The sequence below is a fragment of the Mesorhizobium sp. USDA 4775 genome (assembly GCF_054062655.1).
Genome location: NZ_JBSSFM010000001.1, coordinates 6,215,258 through 6,233,034, shown reverse-complemented (window position 1 = coordinate 6,233,034; position 17,777 = coordinate 6,215,258). Strand labels below are relative to the sequence as shown.

Annotated in this window: 16 protein-coding genes; 8 read left to right on the top strand and 8 right to left on the bottom strand. The window is 63.7% G+C overall.

The annotated features are described in order from the left end of the window. The 8 genes from ACVILI_RS30580 (at position 1) to ACVILI_RS30545 (ending at position 9,132) form a co-directional block, all read left to right on the top strand. Entirely contained in the window at positions 1-1,173 is a 1,173-nt protein-coding gene (locus ACVILI_RS30580) for an iron-containing alcohol dehydrogenase (RefSeq protein WP_019861093.1), read from the top strand. A 243-nt stretch (positions 1,174-1,416) separates the two neighbouring features. Then, complete coding sequence (locus ACVILI_RS30575; RefSeq protein WP_019861092.1) at positions 1,417-2,523, top strand: ABC transporter substrate-binding protein; 1,107 nt, start codon at positions 1,417-1,419, stop codon at positions 2,521-2,523. 64 nt (positions 2,524-2,587) lie between these two features. Beyond that, entirely contained in the window at positions 2,588-3,505 is a 918-nt protein-coding gene (locus ACVILI_RS30570) for an ABC transporter permease (RefSeq protein WP_019861091.1), read from the top strand. Further along, on the top strand, positions 3,502-4,293 hold the full coding sequence (locus tag ACVILI_RS30565; RefSeq protein WP_038649481.1) for an ABC transporter permease: 792 nt from the start codon (positions 3,502-3,504) through the stop codon (positions 4,291-4,293). The genes ACVILI_RS30570 and ACVILI_RS30565 overlap by 4 nt, the downstream gene beginning before the upstream one ends. Before the next feature lie 15 nt (positions 4,294-4,308). Beyond that, positions 4,309-5,373 (top strand): ABC transporter ATP-binding protein, encoded by a 1,065-nt coding sequence (locus tag ACVILI_RS30560; RefSeq protein ID WP_019861088.1) that lies wholly within the window; start codon positions 4,309-4,311, stop codon positions 5,371-5,373. Between the two features lie 228 nt (positions 5,374-5,601). Further along, positions 5,602-7,155, top strand: a complete 1,554-nt coding sequence (locus ACVILI_RS30555; protein WP_019861086.1) for a cation:proton antiporter — start codon at positions 5,602-5,604, stop codon at positions 7,153-7,155. A 216-nt stretch (positions 7,156-7,371) separates the two neighbouring features. Continuing rightward, positions 7,372-8,280, top strand: coding sequence for an endonuclease/exonuclease/phosphatase family protein (locus ACVILI_RS30550; protein ID WP_038649479.1), 909 nt, complete (start codon positions 7,372-7,374; stop codon positions 8,278-8,280). A 6-nt stretch (positions 8,281-8,286) separates the two neighbouring features. After that, positions 8,287-9,132 carry an EamA family transporter gene (locus tag ACVILI_RS30545; protein WP_019861084.1) on the top strand — a complete coding sequence of 282 codons (846 nt, stop codon included), beginning with the start codon at positions 8,287-8,289 and terminating at the stop codon, positions 9,130-9,132. Between the two features lie 7 nt (positions 9,133-9,139). On the opposite strand, the gene ACVILI_RS30540 is transcribed toward ACVILI_RS30545, so the two are convergent. The 8 genes from ACVILI_RS30540 to ACVILI_RS30505 all read right to left on the bottom strand — a co-directional run bounded on the left by ACVILI_RS30540 (position 9,140) and on the right by ACVILI_RS30505 (position 17,711). Then, positions 9,140-10,357, bottom strand: coding sequence for an MFS transporter (locus tag ACVILI_RS30540; RefSeq protein WP_240564534.1), 1,218 nt, complete (start codon positions 10,355-10,357; stop codon positions 9,140-9,142). Positions 10,358-10,446: 89 nt separating this feature from the next. Then, positions 10,447-10,764 carry a Dabb family protein gene (locus ACVILI_RS30535; protein WP_038649472.1) on the bottom strand — a complete coding sequence of 106 codons (318 nt, stop codon included), beginning with the start codon at positions 10,762-10,764 and terminating at the stop codon, positions 10,447-10,449. A gap of 13 nt (positions 10,765-10,777) precedes the next feature. Further along, a complete protein-coding gene (locus ACVILI_RS30530; RefSeq protein ID WP_038649470.1) occupies positions 10,778-12,406 on the bottom strand; it encodes a GMC family oxidoreductase in 1,629 nt (542 codons plus the stop codon). Between the two features lie 11 nt (positions 12,407-12,417). Continuing rightward, positions 12,418-13,179 (bottom strand): 3-ketoacyl-ACP reductase, encoded by a 762-nt coding sequence (locus tag ACVILI_RS30525; RefSeq protein ID WP_038649468.1) that lies wholly within the window; start codon positions 13,177-13,179, stop codon positions 12,418-12,420. Further along, positions 13,176-14,678 (bottom strand): FAD-dependent oxidoreductase, encoded by a 1,503-nt coding sequence (locus ACVILI_RS30520; protein WP_038649466.1) that lies wholly within the window; start codon positions 14,676-14,678, stop codon positions 13,176-13,178. The genes ACVILI_RS30525 and ACVILI_RS30520 overlap by 4 nt, the downstream gene beginning before the upstream one ends. 5 nt (positions 14,679-14,683) lie before the next feature. After that, a complete protein-coding gene (locus ACVILI_RS30515; RefSeq protein WP_019861075.1) occupies positions 14,684-15,799 on the bottom strand; it encodes an ABC transporter ATP-binding protein in 1,116 nt (371 codons plus the stop codon). A 20-nt stretch (positions 15,800-15,819) separates the two neighbouring features. Beyond that, complete coding sequence (locus ACVILI_RS30510) at positions 15,820-16,764, bottom strand: carbohydrate ABC transporter permease (RefSeq protein ID WP_038649463.1); 945 nt, start codon at positions 16,762-16,764, stop codon at positions 15,820-15,822. Further along, the gene (locus tag ACVILI_RS30505; protein ID WP_027047381.1) at positions 16,761-17,711 is read right to left on the bottom strand and encodes a carbohydrate ABC transporter permease; all 951 of its coding nucleotides are present in this window, start codon (positions 17,709-17,711) and stop codon (positions 16,761-16,763) included. Before ACVILI_RS30505 ends, ACVILI_RS30510 begins: the two co-directional genes overlap by 4 nt. Between the last annotated feature and the right edge of the window lie 66 nt (positions 17,712-17,777).

Genomic DNA, 17,777 nt, shown 5'->3' with positions numbered 1-17,777 from the left:
ATGTCCAAGCTCATCTCCAAATGGAACTACCCCACCACCGTCCGCTTCGGCGCCGGGCGCATTCAGGAACTGCCTGAGGTGCTCGCGGCCACCGGTATCAAGCGGCCGCTCTTCGTCACCGATCCGGGCCTGGCGAAACTGCCGGTCGTCGCTTCGACGCTGAAAATCCTCGACGATGCCAAGGTGCCTTACGGCGTGTTTTCCGAGGTGAAGCCCAACCCGGTCGATTCCAACCTCACCGCCGGCATCGCCGTGTACAAGAAGGGCAAGCATGACGGCGTCATCGCCTTCGGCGGCGGCTCGGCGCTCGATCTCGGCAAGCTGATCGCCTTCCAGGCCGGCCAGACGCGGCCGGTGTGGGATTTCGAGGATGTCGGCGACTGGTGGACGCGCGCCAATTCGGATGCGATCGCGCCGATCATCGCCGTGCCGACCACGGCCGGCACCGGCTCGGAAGTCGGCCGCGCCGGCGTCATCACCAATGAGGAGACGCACACCAAGAAGGTCATCTTCCATCCGAAGCTCCTGCCGGCGATCGTCATCGCCGATCCGGAACTGTCGGTCGGCATGCCCGCCTTCATCACCGCCGGCACCGGCATGGATGCGCTTGCCCACTGCCTCGAGGCCTATTGCGCGCCGGGTTACCATCCGATGGCCGACGGCATCGCGGTGGAAGGCATCCGGCTGGTGTTCGAGAACCTGCCGAAGGCCTATGCCAACGGCAAGGACCTGGTCGCGCGCGCCCATATGATGAGCGCGGCCGCCATGGGCGCCGCCGCTTTCCAGAAGGGACTGGGTGCCATCCACTCGCTGTCGCACCCGATCGGCGCGCTCTACGACACCCATCACGGCATGACCAACGCGGTGTTCATGCCCTATGTGCTCGCCTTCAACCGTGACTCCATCGAGGAGCGTATCGCCCGGCTCGCCGCCTATTGCGGCATCAAGGGTGGCTTCGACGGGTTCGCCAAGGCGATCATCAAGCTGCGCAAGGAGTTGAAGGTGCCGCACGCGCTGCCGGGTCTGATCAAGGGGCTCGACATGGACAAGAAGCGCAAGGCGCTGATCGCCGACATGGCGGTGGTCGATCCGACGGCTGGCGGCAACCCGGTCAAGCTGACCAAGAAGGCAGCGCTGACGCTGCTGGAAAACGCTATCGCCGGCACGATCTGACGGCATCGTCATTGCCGAAAATTGATCTGGAAAATCAGGGCTAACCAAGGGGGAAAGGATGAAATGCAAGGCGGAAAGTGATTAGCCGGAAAAATAAGTGATGGCTAATTGCTACAGCCCGTTAAAAAGAGTTAACTTTTTCTGCTGCCGGCCAATGGTTTCATAAAGCTTTCATCTGGCTGTCACATGAAAACGATACCGCATCGCAGGCGTCCAACGGCGTCAGTTCAACGGAGAGAACACATGTTCAAATTCACGGGGAAGGTGCTTTCCCTCTCGGCCGCGACCCTTATGGTGTCGTCGGTGATTTCGTCCGCGGCTTCGCTGGACGATCTCGTCAAGGCCGCGAAGGCTGAAGGCCAGCTCACCACCATCGCGCTGCCGCATGACTGGTGCGGTTACGGCGACGTCATCGCCGGCTTCAAGGCGAAGTATCCGGAAATCACCATCAACGAGCTCAACCCCGATGCCGGCTCCGGCGACGAGGTCGAGGCGATCAAGGCCAACAAGGACAACAAGGGCCCGCAGGCTCCCGACGTCATCGACGTCGGCCTGTCCTTCGGCCCGACCGCCAAGGCCGACGGCCTGCTGATGCCTTACAAGGTGTCGACCTGGGACTCGATCCCAGACAGCGCCAAGGATGCCGATGGCGCCTGGTACGGCGACTATTACGGCGTTCTGTCGTTCATGGTGAACAAGGACCTGATCAAGGAATCGCCGAAGGACTGGGCCGATCTCCTGAAGCCGGAATTCGCCAACGCCGTAGCCGTCGCCGGTGATCCGCGTGCTTCGAACCAGGCCATCCAGGCGGTGTACGCCTCCGGCCTGTCGACGGGCGCCGCTGCCGGTGAAGCCGCCGGCAAGGCTGGCCTCGACTTCTTCAAGAAGCTCAACGCCGCCGGTAACTTCGTCCCGGTCGTCGGCAAGCCGGCAACACTCGCCCAGGGCCAGACGCCGATCCTGATCAACTGGGACTACAACGCGCTTGCTGGCCGCGACACGCTGAAGGGCAACCCGCCCGTCGACGTCATCGTGCCGAAGACGGGCGTCGTCGCCGGTGTCTACGTGCAGGCGATCAGCGCCTTCGCGCCGCACCCGAACGCTGCCAAGCTGTGGATGGAATACCTCTATTCCGACGAAGGCCAGATCGGCTGGCTGAAGGGCTATTGCCACCCGATCCGCTTCAACGATCTCGCCAAGAACGGCAAGATCCCGGCGGATGTGCTGGCCAAGCTGCCGCCGGCGGAATCCTATGCCGCCGCCGCGTTCCCGACGCTCGACGAGCAGGGCAAGGCCAAGGAAGCCATCAGCAAGAACTGGGACGCCGTTGTCGGCGCCAACGTCAAGTAGCACTTGAAATCCACCGGGCGGTCGCAAGGCCGCCCGGCCTTTCCTCGAAGACGGTAGCCGGCGCATGACCGATCTTACGCTTTCAAATCGAACGATTGCCTCCAAGCCCGCGCCGCCCAACGAGGCGACCGCATTTCGCCTGCCGACGCAATGGATCGGCGTGGCGCCCTTCTTCATCTTCGCGCTGATGTTCCTGATCCTGCCCACGATCTATCTCGTGATCGGGGCTTTCCAGAACAGTGATGGTCAGCTTACGTTCGACAACATTCTGCAGCTGGTCAGCGACCCGTCGATCAGCAGTTCCTACTGGGTTTCGATCAAGATCAGTTTCTGGTCGGCCATCATCGGCGCGTTTGCCGGGCTGGCAATAGCCATCGCCATCGTGCGCGGCGGACTGCCAAGCTGGACGCGCTCCGCGACCCTGACTTTCTCCGGAGTCGCCTCGAATTTCGCCGGCCTGCCGCTGGCCTTCGCCTTCCTGGCCACGCTCGGCCGCGTCGGCATCGTCACGACGCTTCTGCGTGATGTCCTCAACATCAACATCTACGCAATGGGCTTCAATTTCCTCACCACATCGGGCCTGATCGCGGTCTACCTGTTCTTCCAGATCCCGCTGATGGTGGTCATCATCGTGCCGGCCATCGACGGGTTGAAGAAGGAATGGGGCGAGGCGGCGGCCACGCTCGGCGCCACGCAGGCGCAGTATTGGCGCATGGTGGTCATCCCGGTGATATGGCCGAGCTTCCTCGGCACCGTCATTCTTCTCTTCGCCAATGCCTTTGGCGCCATTGCCACGGCCTACGCGTTTGCCGGCCCGGCGCTCAACATCGTCCCCATCAAGCTCTACTCGCAGATCAATGGCGACGTGTTGCACAATCCGCAGCTCGGCTACGCCATCGCCTTCGGCATGATCGTCATCACCGGCCTGGCCAATGTCTTCTACATCTGGTTCCGGACTCGCTCCGAAAGGTGGCTGAAATGAAGTCGGGAAAATTCTGGGCCTGGGTCGTCTTCATCGTCGGTGCGGCGTATTTCTTCATTCCGCTGATGGCGACGGTCGAATTCTCGCTGCGCATGCGCCGCGGCGTCCATTCCTTCGATGCCTATCAGATCGTGCTGGGCGACGCGCGCTTCCAGTCGACCTTCCTGTATTCGGTGGTCGCCGCGATCTTCACCATCATCCTTGGTGTGCTGGTCGTCGTGCCGGCGGCCTACTGGATCCGGCTGCGTCTGCCGCAGCTCAGGCCGATCGTCGAATTCATCACGCTCTTGCCGCTGGTCATTCCGGCCATCGTCATCGTTTTCGGCTATATCAGGATGTACGGCTCGAATTCGCCGCTGCCGTTCCTTGGCAGCAACATGGGCGCCAATGCCTTGCTGGTGATCGGCTATGCAACGCTGGCACTGCCTTACATGTATCGTGCCGTCGATACCGGGCTGCGCACCATCGACGTGCGGACCTTGACGGAAGCAGCGCAGATCCTGGGCGCCGGCTGGGGCACGATCATCGGCCGCGTCATCCTGCCCAATGTGCTGATCGCCGTGCTGTCGGGTGCCTTCCTGACCTTCGCAATCGTCATTGGCGAGTTCACCATGGCCAGCCTGCTCAACCGCCCGGCCTTTGGGCCGTACCTGCAGAACATCGGCGCGAACCGCGCCTATGAACCGGCAGCCCTTGCCATCATCGCCTTCGCCATTACCTGGGGCTGTATGTCGCTCATCCAGATACTGTCCCGGTTCGCGCCGAAGTCGTCGAACCGTCCGAATTGACCTGAGAGAAAAGCCATGGCCGAGCCATTCCTGTCCATCCAGCACGTGCGAAAGTCCTACGGTTCCAACACCGTGGTCCAGGACTTCAGCCTCGATGTCGAGCCGGGCGAGTTCGTCTCGTTCCTCGGACCGTCCGGTTGCGGCAAGACCACCGTCCTGCGCATGGTTGCCGGCTTCGAGGATCCGTCGGCCGGCAAGATCGTCGTCGCCGGCAAGGACATTACGCGGCTGAAGCCCAACCAGCGCAATGTCGGCATGGTCTTCCAGGCCTACGCGCTGTTTCCCAACCTGACCGTGGCGCAGAACATCGCCTTCGGGCTGAAGGTTGCCGGCATGAACAAGGCCGATGCCGACAAGCGCGTCGCCGAGATGCTCGACATGATCAAGCTGCCGCAGATGGCCGACCGCTATCCCTACCAGCTCTCGGGCGGCCAGCAGCAGCGCATCGCGCTGGCGCGTGCGATCGCGCCGAAGCCGAAGCTGCTTTTGCTCGACGAGCCGCTGTCGGCGCTGGATGCCAAGGTGCGCGTGTCGCTGCGCGAGGAAATCCGTTCGATCCAGAAGAAGCTCGGCATCACCACCATCTTCGTCACGCATGACCAGGAAGAGGCGCTGTCGATCTCCGACCGCATCGCCGTCATGTATGGCGGCAAGGCCGAGCAGGTCGCCACGCCGTTCGAAATCTACAACCGGCCGGCGACCAAATTCGTCGCCAATTTCGTCGGCACGCTCAACGTGCTCGAAGGCAAGGTCACCGATGCCGCGGCCGGCACGGTTCAGGTCAACACGCAGGAAGTCTCGCTCAAGGGCAAGCTCAACGGCTCGAAGTCCGGCGACACGCTGTCGCTGGCGCTGCGGCCCGAGGCGATTTCGCTCGGCCGCCAGCCCGGCCGTGACTCCAGCCTGACCGGAGAGATATCCGAAGTGCACTTCCTCGGCTCGGTGATCCGGGTCCGCGTCGGCATCGGCGGCAACACAGTGTCGCTCGACACATTCAACAACTCGGCCACGCCGCCACCGGCGGTCGGCGAGAAGGCCGAGATTTCGTTCTCATCGGGCGACATGCTGGTCTTGCACTAGCGGAGCGAACGTCATTCCGCGGCGGTCTCTGATGCGCCGAACAACGCATCTTGATCGTCGATGCTCGCAACCCTCGATGCCGTGGGTTCGGTGTCTGTCATAACCAACCGTCGGCACCGCCCCTCAGTTGGTCACTTTTAAATCCCTGGGCAGGCCAAGGCTTCGACAATCAACAGTATCCTGCCTCGGGGTACTGCCAACCGTCGCTCTTCACCGCTACGATGAGCCATGGCTCTTTTTGAACTCACCCTTGTCCTGCTTTTGACGGCTGTCGCGCTGACGGCGCTGTCGCGGCGGCTGGAGGTCCCCTATCCGTCGCTGCTGGCACTGGCCGGGGTTGGCATCGCCTTCGTGCCTGGCGCACCGATGATCGAGATCGATCCGGAACTGGCGCTTGCCCTGTTCATCGCGCCGGTGCTTCTCGATGCAGCCTATGACACGTCGCTGCGCGACCTGAAGCGCTACCGGCTGTCGCTGCTGCTCTTGGCACTTGGCGCCGTCATCTTCACCACTGTCGTGGTTGCCTTCGTCGGCTGGAAGATGGCCGGCTTGCCGATCGCGGCGGCGATCGCGCTCGGCGCCATCGTCGCGCCGCCGGATGCGGTGGCGGCGAGTGCCGTTCTCGGGCAATTCAAGGTGCCGCACCGCATCACCGCCATCCTGCAAGGCGAAAGCCTGCTCAACGATGCCACCGCGCTCTTGATCTACCGTCTGGCGGTTTCGGCGGCACTCGGCTCCATCATGCTGAGCAACGCCATTCCGGTGATCCTGCTGTCGACGATCGGCAGCCTGATAGCCGGTTATCTGCTTGGCCGCCTCTCGCTGCTGACGCTAACCCGTATCGAGGATGCGGCGAGCAGCACCGTGGTGCAGTTCGCCGGGACGTTCGGCGTGTGGATACTGGCCGACAAGCTCGGTCTTTCCGCCATCATCACCATCGTCGTCTACGCCATCACGATTGCGCGCATGGCGCCGCGCCGCATGTCGGCGAGACGTCGTGTCAGCACCTATTCGGTCTGGGAGTCGGCGGTGTTCGTTCTCAACGTGCTGGCTTTCGTGCTGATGGGCCTGCAGGCACGGTCGATCGTCGGCCGGCTCTCCGGCGAGGGGCAAGGCGAAGCCTTTCTGTTTGCCGCGACGGTGCTGGTTGTCGTCATCGTGGCGCGCCTCGTCTGGGTGGCGAGTTATGTTGCGATCATCCGATGGTTTGCCCGTCTCGGCGGCGAAGACAGCAAGCGGGATTTGCCGACATTTGGCGGCGCCGTGCTGGTCGGCTGGTGCGGCATGCGGGGGCTGGTGACGCTGGTGGTGGCCATTGCCCTGCCGGCCGGCTTTCCCGGACGCGACCCGATCGTGCTTGCCGCCTTCGCGGTGGTTCTGGGCACGCTGGTGCTGCAGGGGATGACGCTGAAGCCTCTGCTGCGGATACTCAACTTCGATCCCGACAGAACCGTCGACAATGAGGTTGCGCAGGCGCGCGTTGCCGTCATGCAGGCCGCACTCGACGTGCTGAGCCGCAAGACATCGGCCGCGGCGGCTGTCGTGCGCGAGCAGTACGAGGCTCAGCGCGTGATCGCGGAAAACCCGGAAGACGCACAGGCGGCAACCGAATACGACCGGCTGCGCCTCTACGCCATCAACCGCCAGCGCGACACGCTGGAGGAATTGCGCAGCAACGGCACGATCGGCGACGAAGCCTATCACCGGCTGGAGGAAGAGATCGACTGGGCGGAACTGGCGGCATCGCCAGCGGGCCGATTCCAGCCATTGACCACCGATTAGGACGGTTCTTCGACGGAGCTGAACCGCTTGCGTTGGTTGGATGCCCTCGCGGCGTTTTCCGGCGGGCGGAGGATACCGGAGCGGTCCGGAATCGGTGCATGATCGCGCGGCGGGGCATGGGGGACGCTTCTGGCACAAGCCGCTTGCATTCTCCTGCACATTGCAAGCAATCCACTGAGCGGCTACTGCCATCACCGAAGGTGAGCCGGGTAAGCAATGAAGCTGGTCAGCTACAACATCCAGTACGGGTTCGGCAGCGACGGCCGCTACGATCTTTCGCGCGCGGCGCGCATCGTCGACGGCGCCGACATCATTGCCTTGCAGGAGGTCGAGCGGCACTGGCAGCGCAGCCATTTCGACGACCAGCCGGAGCTGCTGTCGCGCCTGCTGCCGGACTATCACTGGGTCTACGGCCCGGCCTTCGACATGGACGCCAGCGAGCGACGGGATGGTCGCCTGGTCAATCGGCGCCGGCAGTTCGGCACCATGGTTCTGTCGAAACTGCCGATCGTCTGGTCGCGCCTGCATGTGCTGCCGATGCACCGGACGCTCAGGCCGCTCAACACACGCAACGCGGCGCTCGAATGCATGATCCGTACGCCGGTCGGCCCGGTGCGGGTACTGTCCTTGCATCTCGCCCATATCGCCGCCGAGGAGCGGCTGGAGCAGATCGACTATCTGCTGGCCGAGCACCGCCGTGCGCCGTCAGACAGCGGGCCGTGGAGCGGTATCGATGACGAGCCTTCGCGCAACTGGACCAGCGGCGAAGCCGAGCCGGAAAATCCGCTGGCGGCGATCTGGATGGGCGATTTCAACATGGAGCCGGGCAGCGCCGAATACCGCCGCATGGTCGGCAGCACGCCCTATCATAAGGGTGCTGCCTATCTCGACGGCTTCGTCGATGCCGCCGTCGTGGCGATCGAACCCGCTGATGACTTCCACACGCATGAGAAGATCATCGACGGCAGGCTGGCAAAGCGCCGGCTCGACCACTGTTTCGTCGGCGGGATGTTCGCGGGGCGGGTCCGCTCGGTCGCATCCGACATAGGCGAAGGGGCGTCCGACCATTTCCCGGTCCGAGTCGACATCGATCTCGAAACGCCGCTCGGCTTGGGAGGTCGATAGACCCGAATGACGCTTTTCGTCTTCTTCGCGGTGCTTGCCGCAGCCGCCATGCACGCGATCTGGAACGCGCTGGTCAAGGTGCATCTCGACCGCTTCCTGTCGATCACCCTGATGACATTGGGCATGGGGTTTGCCGCGCTGTTCGTGCTGCCTTTCGTCGAATTCCCGAAGGCCGAGGTCTGGCCATTCATTCTCGCTTCGGTGGTCTTCCACATGGGCTACCGAACCTTCCTGATCGGCGCCTACAAGGCCGGCGATTTCGCCCAGACCTATCCTCTGGCGCGCGGCACGGCACCGCTGCTGGCAGCACTTGGTGGCATCGTGGTGGTGCAGGAGGTGCCGGCACCGTTTGCCATTCTCGGCATCCTGCTTTTGTCGGCCGGCACGCTGGTGATGTCGTTTCGCGGCGGCGCGCATCTGGAGAAGCTCAACCTGCGCGCCGTCGGTTTTGCACTCGGCACGTCGATCTTCATTGCCAGCTACACACTGTCGGACGGCAGCGGCGCGCGGCTGGCGGCGACGGCGCAAAGCTACGCGGCCTGGCTGTTCGTCTGCGACGCGACATGGGCGCTGGTGCTGTGCCTCATCTTCCGCGGGCCGCAGTCCCTGCCCGTGCTGGCGCGCGACTGGAAGGCCGGGCTGTTCACCGGCGTGCTCAGCGGCGCGGCCTACTGGATCGTGATGTGGGCGATGACCAAGGCGCCGATCGCCTCGGTGGCATCGCTGCGCGAAACCTCGATCCTGTTCGCCATGCTGATCTCGGTCTATGCGCTTGGCGAGAAGATGACGGGCTGGCGCGGCGCTGCCGCGCTCAGCATCGTTGCCGGGGTTATCGCGCTCCGGCTGGGTTAGGCCGCACTCAACCCAGGACTGTCATCACCTGGCCGCGTCGTTCCGGGCTGAAGCGGATGACGACGATGATGCAGACGGCGACCACGCCGGCGAAAAGCGCCAGCGCATAGCCGTAGCTGCCTCCGGCCGCCTCCGCTATGCCCGCCTGATACGGTCCGCCATAGGATGCGGCAAGGTTGCCGGCCTGATAGATGAAGCCGGGCAAGGTCGCGCGGACCGCACCCGGCGACAGTTCGTTGAGATGAACCGGGATGACGCCCCAGGCACCCTGGACGGCCACCTGCATGACGAAAGCGCCGATGGCCAACATGAAGGGCGTGGTGCTGTAGGCCCATAGCGGGATCGACGGCAGGGCGATCAGGCAGGCAAGTGTGATGGCGTTGACGCGGCCGATCCTCTCCGACAGCGCGCCGAAGGCCAGGCCGCCGACGATGGCGCCGATATTGGCGACGATGGTGATCCAGCTCACCGTGTGCGGATCGAAGCCATGCTGCTTCTTCAGAAAGGTCGGGTAGAGGTCCTGCGTGCCATGGCTGAAGAAATTGAAGAACATCATCAGCACGACCGCGTAGAGCGCGACGCCCCAGTGCTTCTGCAGCGTTTCCAGGAGCCCCGGTCTGACCGATTTCCGCGCCTCGACGAAGGCCGGCGATTCCGGCACGTGCGAGCGGATGAAGAGCACGATCAGCGCCGGCACGAAGGAGAGCAGGAACATGGCGCGCCAGCCGATCGTGTAGCCGCCGATCGTCTGCTGGTAGAGCAGGCCGTAGACCACCGCCGCCAGGAGGTAGCCTGCGGGATAGCCGCATTGCAGGATGCCCGATACGAAGCCGCGCGCGCTGGGCGGGATGGATTCCATGGCGAGCGAACTGCCAAGCCCCCATTCGCCGCCCATGGCTATGCCGAACAAAGCGCGCAGGGCGAGGAAAATGCCGAGATTGGGCGAGAAGGCGGCAAGCGCGCCGATCACCGAATAGCTGACGATGTTGAGCATGAGGATGGGCTTGCGCCCATATTTGTCGGCGAGCATGCCAAAGAAAAACGCGCCGATGAAGCGCGTCGCCAAGGTCAGGAACAGTGCCTTTGAGACTGCCGGGACATCGGTGTGGAATTCACTCGCAATATCGGTGAGCAGGAATGTCAGAAGGAAGAAATCAAAAGCGTCGAGCGTCCAGCCCAGGAATGAGGCCAGAACGGTTTTCTTCTGCCCGGCAGTGAGATTCAAGGCGTCCTCCTTTGGTGCCCCAAAGGAACGATATGTCGCCCCGCTCGCAAAAGAGAACAGCGATCAGCCGGCTTTCGAAGAACCGGCGGTCACTTTTTCGTAAGGTCGAGGTCGAAGACCATCAATCCGTCCGTGCCGCCCTCGAGTGCGGCGACCAGCCGGGCGCCGGCGCGCTGATGAGCTTCATGGACGAGATAGGCGTCGCGGGCGGCGGCATCGCGGAAATCGATGGTGAAGCCATGGCCGAAGCCGCGCGCGAAAGGCTCGGGACTGACATTGGCACTGAAGTGGACGGTGTCCATGCCGTCGATCACCTTTCGAAGCGCCTCGAGGTCGGCATGGATCGCCGCGCGCTCGCTTTCGGGGACATCGCCGCGAAACCGGGCGAACACACAGTGCCTGATCATTCTTTCATCCCCTTCAAGCAGCCCGGTTGCCGGAAAACACCGCCGGCGGCAGCGGTTCACGGCCGAGGATCAGGTCGGCGCCCTTTTCACCGACCATGATGGTCGGCGCATTGGTGTTGGAGGAGGGCACGCGCGGCATCACCGAGGCGTCGCAGACGCGCAAGCCCTCAATGCCGCGCAGCCGCAAATCCGGCGTCACGACGGCCATCTCGTCATGGCCCATGCGGCAGGTGCCGACAGGATGGTGATCGGTCTTTGCGCTGCGGCAGGCGTAGTCGAACAGTTCGTCGTCGGTCGCCAGCGACGGGCCGGGCAGCACTTCGCGCAGCACGTAAGGGGCAAGGGCCTTCTGCCGCATGATTTCGCGCGCCAGCCGCAACCCCTTGATCGACATGGCGCGATCGTAGGGATCGGACCAGTAGTTGGGATCGATCAGCGGGTGGTCGGCCGGGTCGGCGCTCTTCAGCCGCACCGTGCCGCGCGAGCGCGGCCGCAGGAAGGCCGAGTTCAAGGTGACGCCCGGATTGTTCAGCTTCTCGACGCCGGCCTCGATGCCTGAGCCCAGGCCGAGATGGAACTGGATGTCCGGCGAGGCGGCGGTCGGGTCGGCGTACCAGAAGCCTCCGGTCTCGAACAGGCTGGAGGCCACCGGCCCCTTCTTCAAAAGCAGATATTGCAGGCCGGCCCAGGCCGTGCGGTGCAGCTTGGCGTAGTTGTCATAGGTGTGGTCGCCGGTGCATTCGGCGATGACGAACAGATCGAGATGGTCCTGCATGTTGGAGCCGACGCCGGGCAGGTCATGCACGGGTGTGACGCCCACCGATTTCAGGTGGTCGGCCGGACCGATGCCCGATTGCATCAACAGCTTCGGCGAGCCGATGGCGCCGGACGAGACGATCACCTCGCGCCCGGCGCGCAGGATATTCTTCTCGCCGCCCGGCCGGTCAACGACTTCAACGCCGACGGCGCGGCCTTTCTCGACGACGATGCGGGTCACCAGCACATCGGTCCTGACCGTCAGGTTCTTGCGCGGGCGGATCGGCTTGAGATAGGCCACCGAGGCCGAGGAGCGGCGGGCGTCCTTCTGGGTGAGCTGGTAATAGCCGACGCCTTCCTGGTTGGCGCCGTTGAAGTCCGGGTTGAAGGGGATGCCCATCTCCTGGCCGGCACGGAAATAGGCTTCGCAGATCGGTAGCGGCGAGATCGGGTTCGACACGCCGAGCGGCCCCTGGTCGCCGTGAAAATCGTTGGCGAAACGCTGGTTGTTCTCGGCGCGCTTGAAATAGGGCAGCACGTCGCGATAGCCCCAGCCGGCGAGACCCTCTTCCTTCTCCCAGGCGTCGTAGTCGCGGGCATTGCCGCGCGTGTAGATCTGGGCGTTGATGGAGGAGCCGCCGCCGACCACCTTGGCCTGCGTGTACCAGAAGACGCGGTCCTTCATGTTTTTCTGCGGCACGGTGGACCAGCCCCAGGACGCAATGCCCTTGGTCATCTTGGCGAAGCCCGCCGGCATATGGATGTAGGGATGCCAGTCCTTGCCGCCGGCTTCCAGCAGCAGCACGGAATTCAAGGGATCCTCGCTCAGCCGGTTGGCCAGAACACAGCCGGCCGGGCCGGCGCCCACGATGATGTAGTCGGTCATGTCGTTTCCACCTATAGCCGCGGCACGGAGAGCGCGCCGTCGACATTGATGATCGAGCCGGTCGAAAAGCCGAGCCTGCCGGCGGCAAGCGTCGCCACCACCGCGCCTATGTCTGACGCTTCGCCCCAGCGTTTGGCCGGCACCAGCCCGCTGTCGATCAAGGCATCGTATTTGGCGGTCACGCCTGCCGTCATGTCGGTGCGGATGATGCCTGGACGCAACTCGAACACGCCGATGTTCTCGGGCGCGAGCCTGAGCGCCAGGTTCTTCACCCACATGGAAAGCCCGGCCTTCGAGATGCAGTACTCGGAGCGCTCCGGCGAGGCCATCTCGGCGCTGACCGAGGTGACGGTGATGATCGATCTTGTGTGGCCGCCGGGTGTGGCCAGCATTGCCTTGGCGACGGCCTGGCTGAGGAAGACCGTGCCGCGCAGGTTGATGCCCAGCGTGCGGTCGAAATTTTCGGGCTTCAGCTCCAGCAGATCGCCGCGCACCACGGCGCCGACGCCGGCATTGTTGACGAGGCAGTCGATGCGGCCGAAGACGCGCATCGCGGCATCGATCAACACGGCGTGGCTGCCGAGATTGGCGACGTCACAACTGACATAGGCGAGTTTTGCGCCGCGCGCCGAGATGTCTGCGTCGAGCCCGTCAGGCGCCTGTTCGGCAAGGTCGGCAATCAGGATGTCAAAGCCGGCATCGGCTAAAGCCTCGGCGCAGGCCAGCCCAATGCCGCGCGCGCCGCCGGTGACGATGGCCGCGGGGCGGGTCATGCGGCAAGCTCCACCGTGCGGATATGGTCAGCCACCCGCAACGCCTGAGCAGCGATCGACAGCGCGGGATTCACCGCAGCCGAGTTCGGCAAAAAACTGCCGTCGACGACGAACAGGTTCCGGTGGTCGAACGACCGGCAGAACGGGTCGAGCGGCGATGTCGCCGGATCGTCACCCATCTTCACCGTGCCGCATTGGTGCGATGGCGTGCGCTTGTCGAAGGGACGTGACAGCACGATGGGGTAGCCGCAGGCGCGGAAGTTTTCGCGCATCACCTTGGTCAGGCCGTCGAGCGACTGCATGTTGGAGCGCCGCCACTGCATGACGATATCCTTGCCGTCGACCATGATGCGGCTTTCGGGATCGGGCAGGTCCTCGCACATCAGGTACCAGTCGACGGCGTGGCCGGCCATGTAATCGAGCGCGAATTTCGGCATCGTCTTCACATTGGCCTTGAGCATGTTGCCGTCGATCTTGCCGAGCAGCTGGACATTGCCGAGCGGTCTGCCGCCCTTGCCGTCCGACAGATAATAGTCGTTCAGCATCAGCGTCTTCTGGTAGACGGCATCGTTCCTGCGGCGCGGATCGATGGCCAGCATGGCGCTGGAATTGTGGTTCATGAAATTGCGGCCGACCTGGTCGGAGCGGTTGGCGAGGCCCTTGCCATCGGGTGAGGGCGAGCGCAGCAGGATGACGGCGGAATTGACCGCGCCGGCGGAGAGGATGACCAGCTTCGGCGACACTTTCTTCGCCTCGCCGTTCTGCCGGTAGTGGATCGCGACGATGCTTTTGCCATCGGGTGCCGCCTCGAGATACTCGACGTAGCAGCCGGTCTCGAGCCGGATGTTGCTATCCCTAAGCGCCGCCGCCAGCGGCGCCGTCTGGGCGTCCATCTTGCCTTGGCCGGTGTTGGGGAAAGCGTCCCAGCCGGTTCTGCCTTCCTTCAGCCAGGTATCGATGTCGACGCCGAGCGGCAGTGAGGCCGGATGCAGGCCGAGGCCCTTCAGTTCAGCGCGGGCGCGCGCGATCGGCGCTTCGTCGGGCACCGGCTTGAAGGCGTAGGGAATCGAGTGGAACGGTTCGGTCGGGTCCTCGCCCAGCGCGCCGCGCACGCGAAACAGCTGCTCCGCCTTGGAATACCAGGGCTCGAACGCATCATAGGAAAACGGCCAGGCGGGCGAGACGCCGCCGAAATGCTCCATGGCGGAAAAATCTTGCCTGCGGTAGCGGATCAGCACCGCGCCGTAGAATTTCGAATTGCCGCCGACATAGTAGTAGTTGCCGGGATTGAAGGCTGCACCGCCGGCTTCGCGCCACATCTCCTTCGGCCGGTAGTGGCCGTCGACGAAGATCGAGCGGGTGTCGCGGGCATGCGGGGTTGCCGGCAAGGGCTCGCCACGCTCCAGCATCAGGATCGAGGCGCCGCCGCCGGCCAGGCCGGAGGCGATCGTGGCGCCGCCAATGCCGGAGCCGATGATGACGATGTCCGGATTTGCCATGGCCGTCAGCGGATGCGGTTCTCGGTCGCCGGATCGAAGAACACCGCCTTGGTCAGGTTGAAGGCAAGCGGCGTGCTGGTGCCAGGCTGGATGTTGGCGTCGGCGCGCAGCCGCGCCACCACGCCCTTGCCGCCGAGATTGGTGACGGCGAAGGTGTCCGAACCTGCCGGCTCGACGACTTCGATATGCAGGTCGGCGGTGGCGATGTTCGAGGCGTTGCGTTCGGCGCCCTCCGGATCGGTCAGCGCTTCCGGCCGCACGCCGAAAATGATCGGCTTGCCCTGGAATGCCGAGAGACCCGCCGGCGCATTGGCCATCGGCAGCGTGATCGGCTCGCGCGCCTCGCGCTGCAGCACGACAGACAGCGCATTGCCCGATGTGGCGATGGTCGCCGGGATCAGGTTCATGGCCGGCGAGCCCATGAAGTCGGCGACGAACAGGTTGGTGGGGTTGTTGTAGATCTCGGCCGGGGTGCCGAACTGCTGCACCTCGCCGTCGCGCATGACGGCGATCTTGGTCGCCAGCGTCATCGCCTCGATCTGGTCGTGGGTGACGTAAACGATGGTGGTGCCGGTCGTGGCGTGCAGGCGCTTGATCTCGATGCGCATGTCGACGCGCAGCTTGGCGTCGAGGTTGGACAAAGGCTCGTCGAACAGGAAGAGTTTGGGGTCGCGCACCAGCGCCCGGCCCATGGCGACGCGCTGGCGCTGGCCGCCCGAAAGCTGGCTAGGCTTGCGCTGCAGGAGATGGCCGATCTGCAGGACCTTGGCCACCTTGTCGATCGCCTTCTGGCGCTCGTCGGCCGGCACACCGCGCATTTCCATGCCGAAGGAGATGTTCCCGGCCACCGTCATGTTGGGGTACAGCGCGTAGCTCTGGAACACCATGGCGATGTCGCGCTTCGAAGGGTGCAGATCGTTGATGGCGCGGCCGTCGACGCGAATCTCGCCTTCAGTGATCTGCTCCAGTCCGGCGATGGTGTTGAGCAGGGTGGACTTGCCGCAGCCGGACGGACCGACCAGCACCAGGAAGCCGCCCTTTTCGAGCTCGACATCGATGCCCTTCAGGATCTCAACATTCCCGAAGCGCTTCTTCAGCCCATCAATTTCCAGAAAAGCCATGGTCGTTCCTTCTGAATTGGTCAGCCTTTGACCGCGCCCGCCATCAGCCCGCGCACGAAATAGCGGCCGGCGACGACATAGACGATCAGGGTGGGCAGAGCCGCGATCATCGCGGCCGCCATATTGACGTTGTATTCGACGACGCCGGTCGAGGTGTTGACGACATTGTTCAGCGCCACCGTCATCGGCATGGCGTCGCCGGTGCCGGCATAGGCGGAAGCGAACAGGAAGTCGTTCCAGATGTTGGTGAACTGGTAGATCACCGTGACGACGAAGATCGGCATAGAGTTCGGCAGCATGATGCGGCGGAAGATCTGGAAGAAGGAGGCGCCGTCGACCTGTGCCGCCTTGATCAATTCGGTGGGGAAGGCCTCGTAATAGTTGCGGAAGAACAGCGTGGTGAAGCCGATGCCGTAGACGACGTGGACGAAGACGAGATTGACCGTCGAATTGCCGAGGCCGAAGCTGGTTCCGACGGAGTTCTGCAAGGTCACCCCGAAGCGGCCGACGCTGCCAAGGATCGTCGCCATCGGCAGCAGCACCGACTGGAACGGAATGAAGCAGGCGAACAGCATCAGCCCGAACACCAGCGTCGCGCCGCGAAAGCGCCATTTGGTCAGCACGTAGCCGTTGAGGGCGCCGAGCATGGTCGAGATCAGCACGGCCGGAACCACCATCTTGATGGAGTTCCAGAAATAGCCCTTGATGCCGGCGCAGGTGAGGCCGACGCAGGTCTCGCCCCAGGCCTTCAGCCACGGGTCGAAGGTCGGCGCCTGGGGCAGCGCCAGCATGTTGCCGTTCTGGATCTCGTCCATGGTCTTGAACGAGGTGACCAGCATGACGAACAGCGGCATCAGGTAGAACAGCGCGAAGAGCGCCAGAAGCCCGTAGATGACAACACGATTGACGAGCTTGGTGTTGATGCCGCCGGAGGCCTGGCGGGCAGGGGTGGCGACAGCGCTCATCGCGGCTTCTCCCTGAGTTCCGAATAGAGATAGGGCACGATGATGGCGACGATGGTCATCAGCATGATCACCGCACTGGCCGATCCGACAGCCATCTCGTTGCGCTTGAAGGTGTATTCGTACATGAAATTCGAAGGCAGCCAGGCCGAGCCGCCGGGGCCGCCGGAGGTCAGCGCCACGACAAGGTCGTAGGACTTGATGGCGAGGTGGGCGAGCACGATGAAGGCCGACAGGAAGATTGGCCGCAGCAGCGGGATGACGATGCGGCGGTAGAGCTGGAAGGTTGTGGCGCCGTCGATCTGCGCTGCCTTCATGATCTCGCCGTCAATGCCGCGCAGGCCGGCCAGGAACATCGCCATGATGAAGCCGGAGGCCTGCCAGACGCCGGCGATGACCACCGTGTAGATGACGAAATCCTTGTTCTTGATCCAGTCGAAATGGAAGCTCGTCCATCCCCATTGATGCAGCGTCTGCTCGAGGCCGAGACCGGGATCGAGGAACCATTTCCAGGCGACGCCGGTGACGATGAAGGACAGCGCCATCGGATAGAGGTAGATCGGCCGCAGCACGCCTTCACCGCGGATCTTCTGGTCGAGCAGGATGGCCAGGAACAGGCCGAGCGCCAGGCAGATCAGGATGTAGAGAAAGCCGAAAATACCCATATTGGTTATCGACGTGTACCAGCTCGATGGCGGGTCGGTGTCGAAGGTCCAGCCCCACAGCCGCTGATAGGCGCGCGAACCTGTGATGACGTAGGACGGGAAGGTCTTGGAATTGGTGAAGGACAGATAGATCGTCCACAGGATGAAGCCGTAGACGAAGACGATGGTGATGGCGAAGCTCGGCGCCAGAACGATCTTCGGCAAGGCGTCCTGCAGGCGCGAGCGCACAGAGGTGCGTGACCGCTCCGGCGTCAGCTTGATCTGGCTTGTTGCTACTGTGCTCATGAGCTCCTCCCGTTTCGGGTCGTCCGTGCTGCGCCGTCAGGCGGCAAGGCGGCCCCGTGTATACGG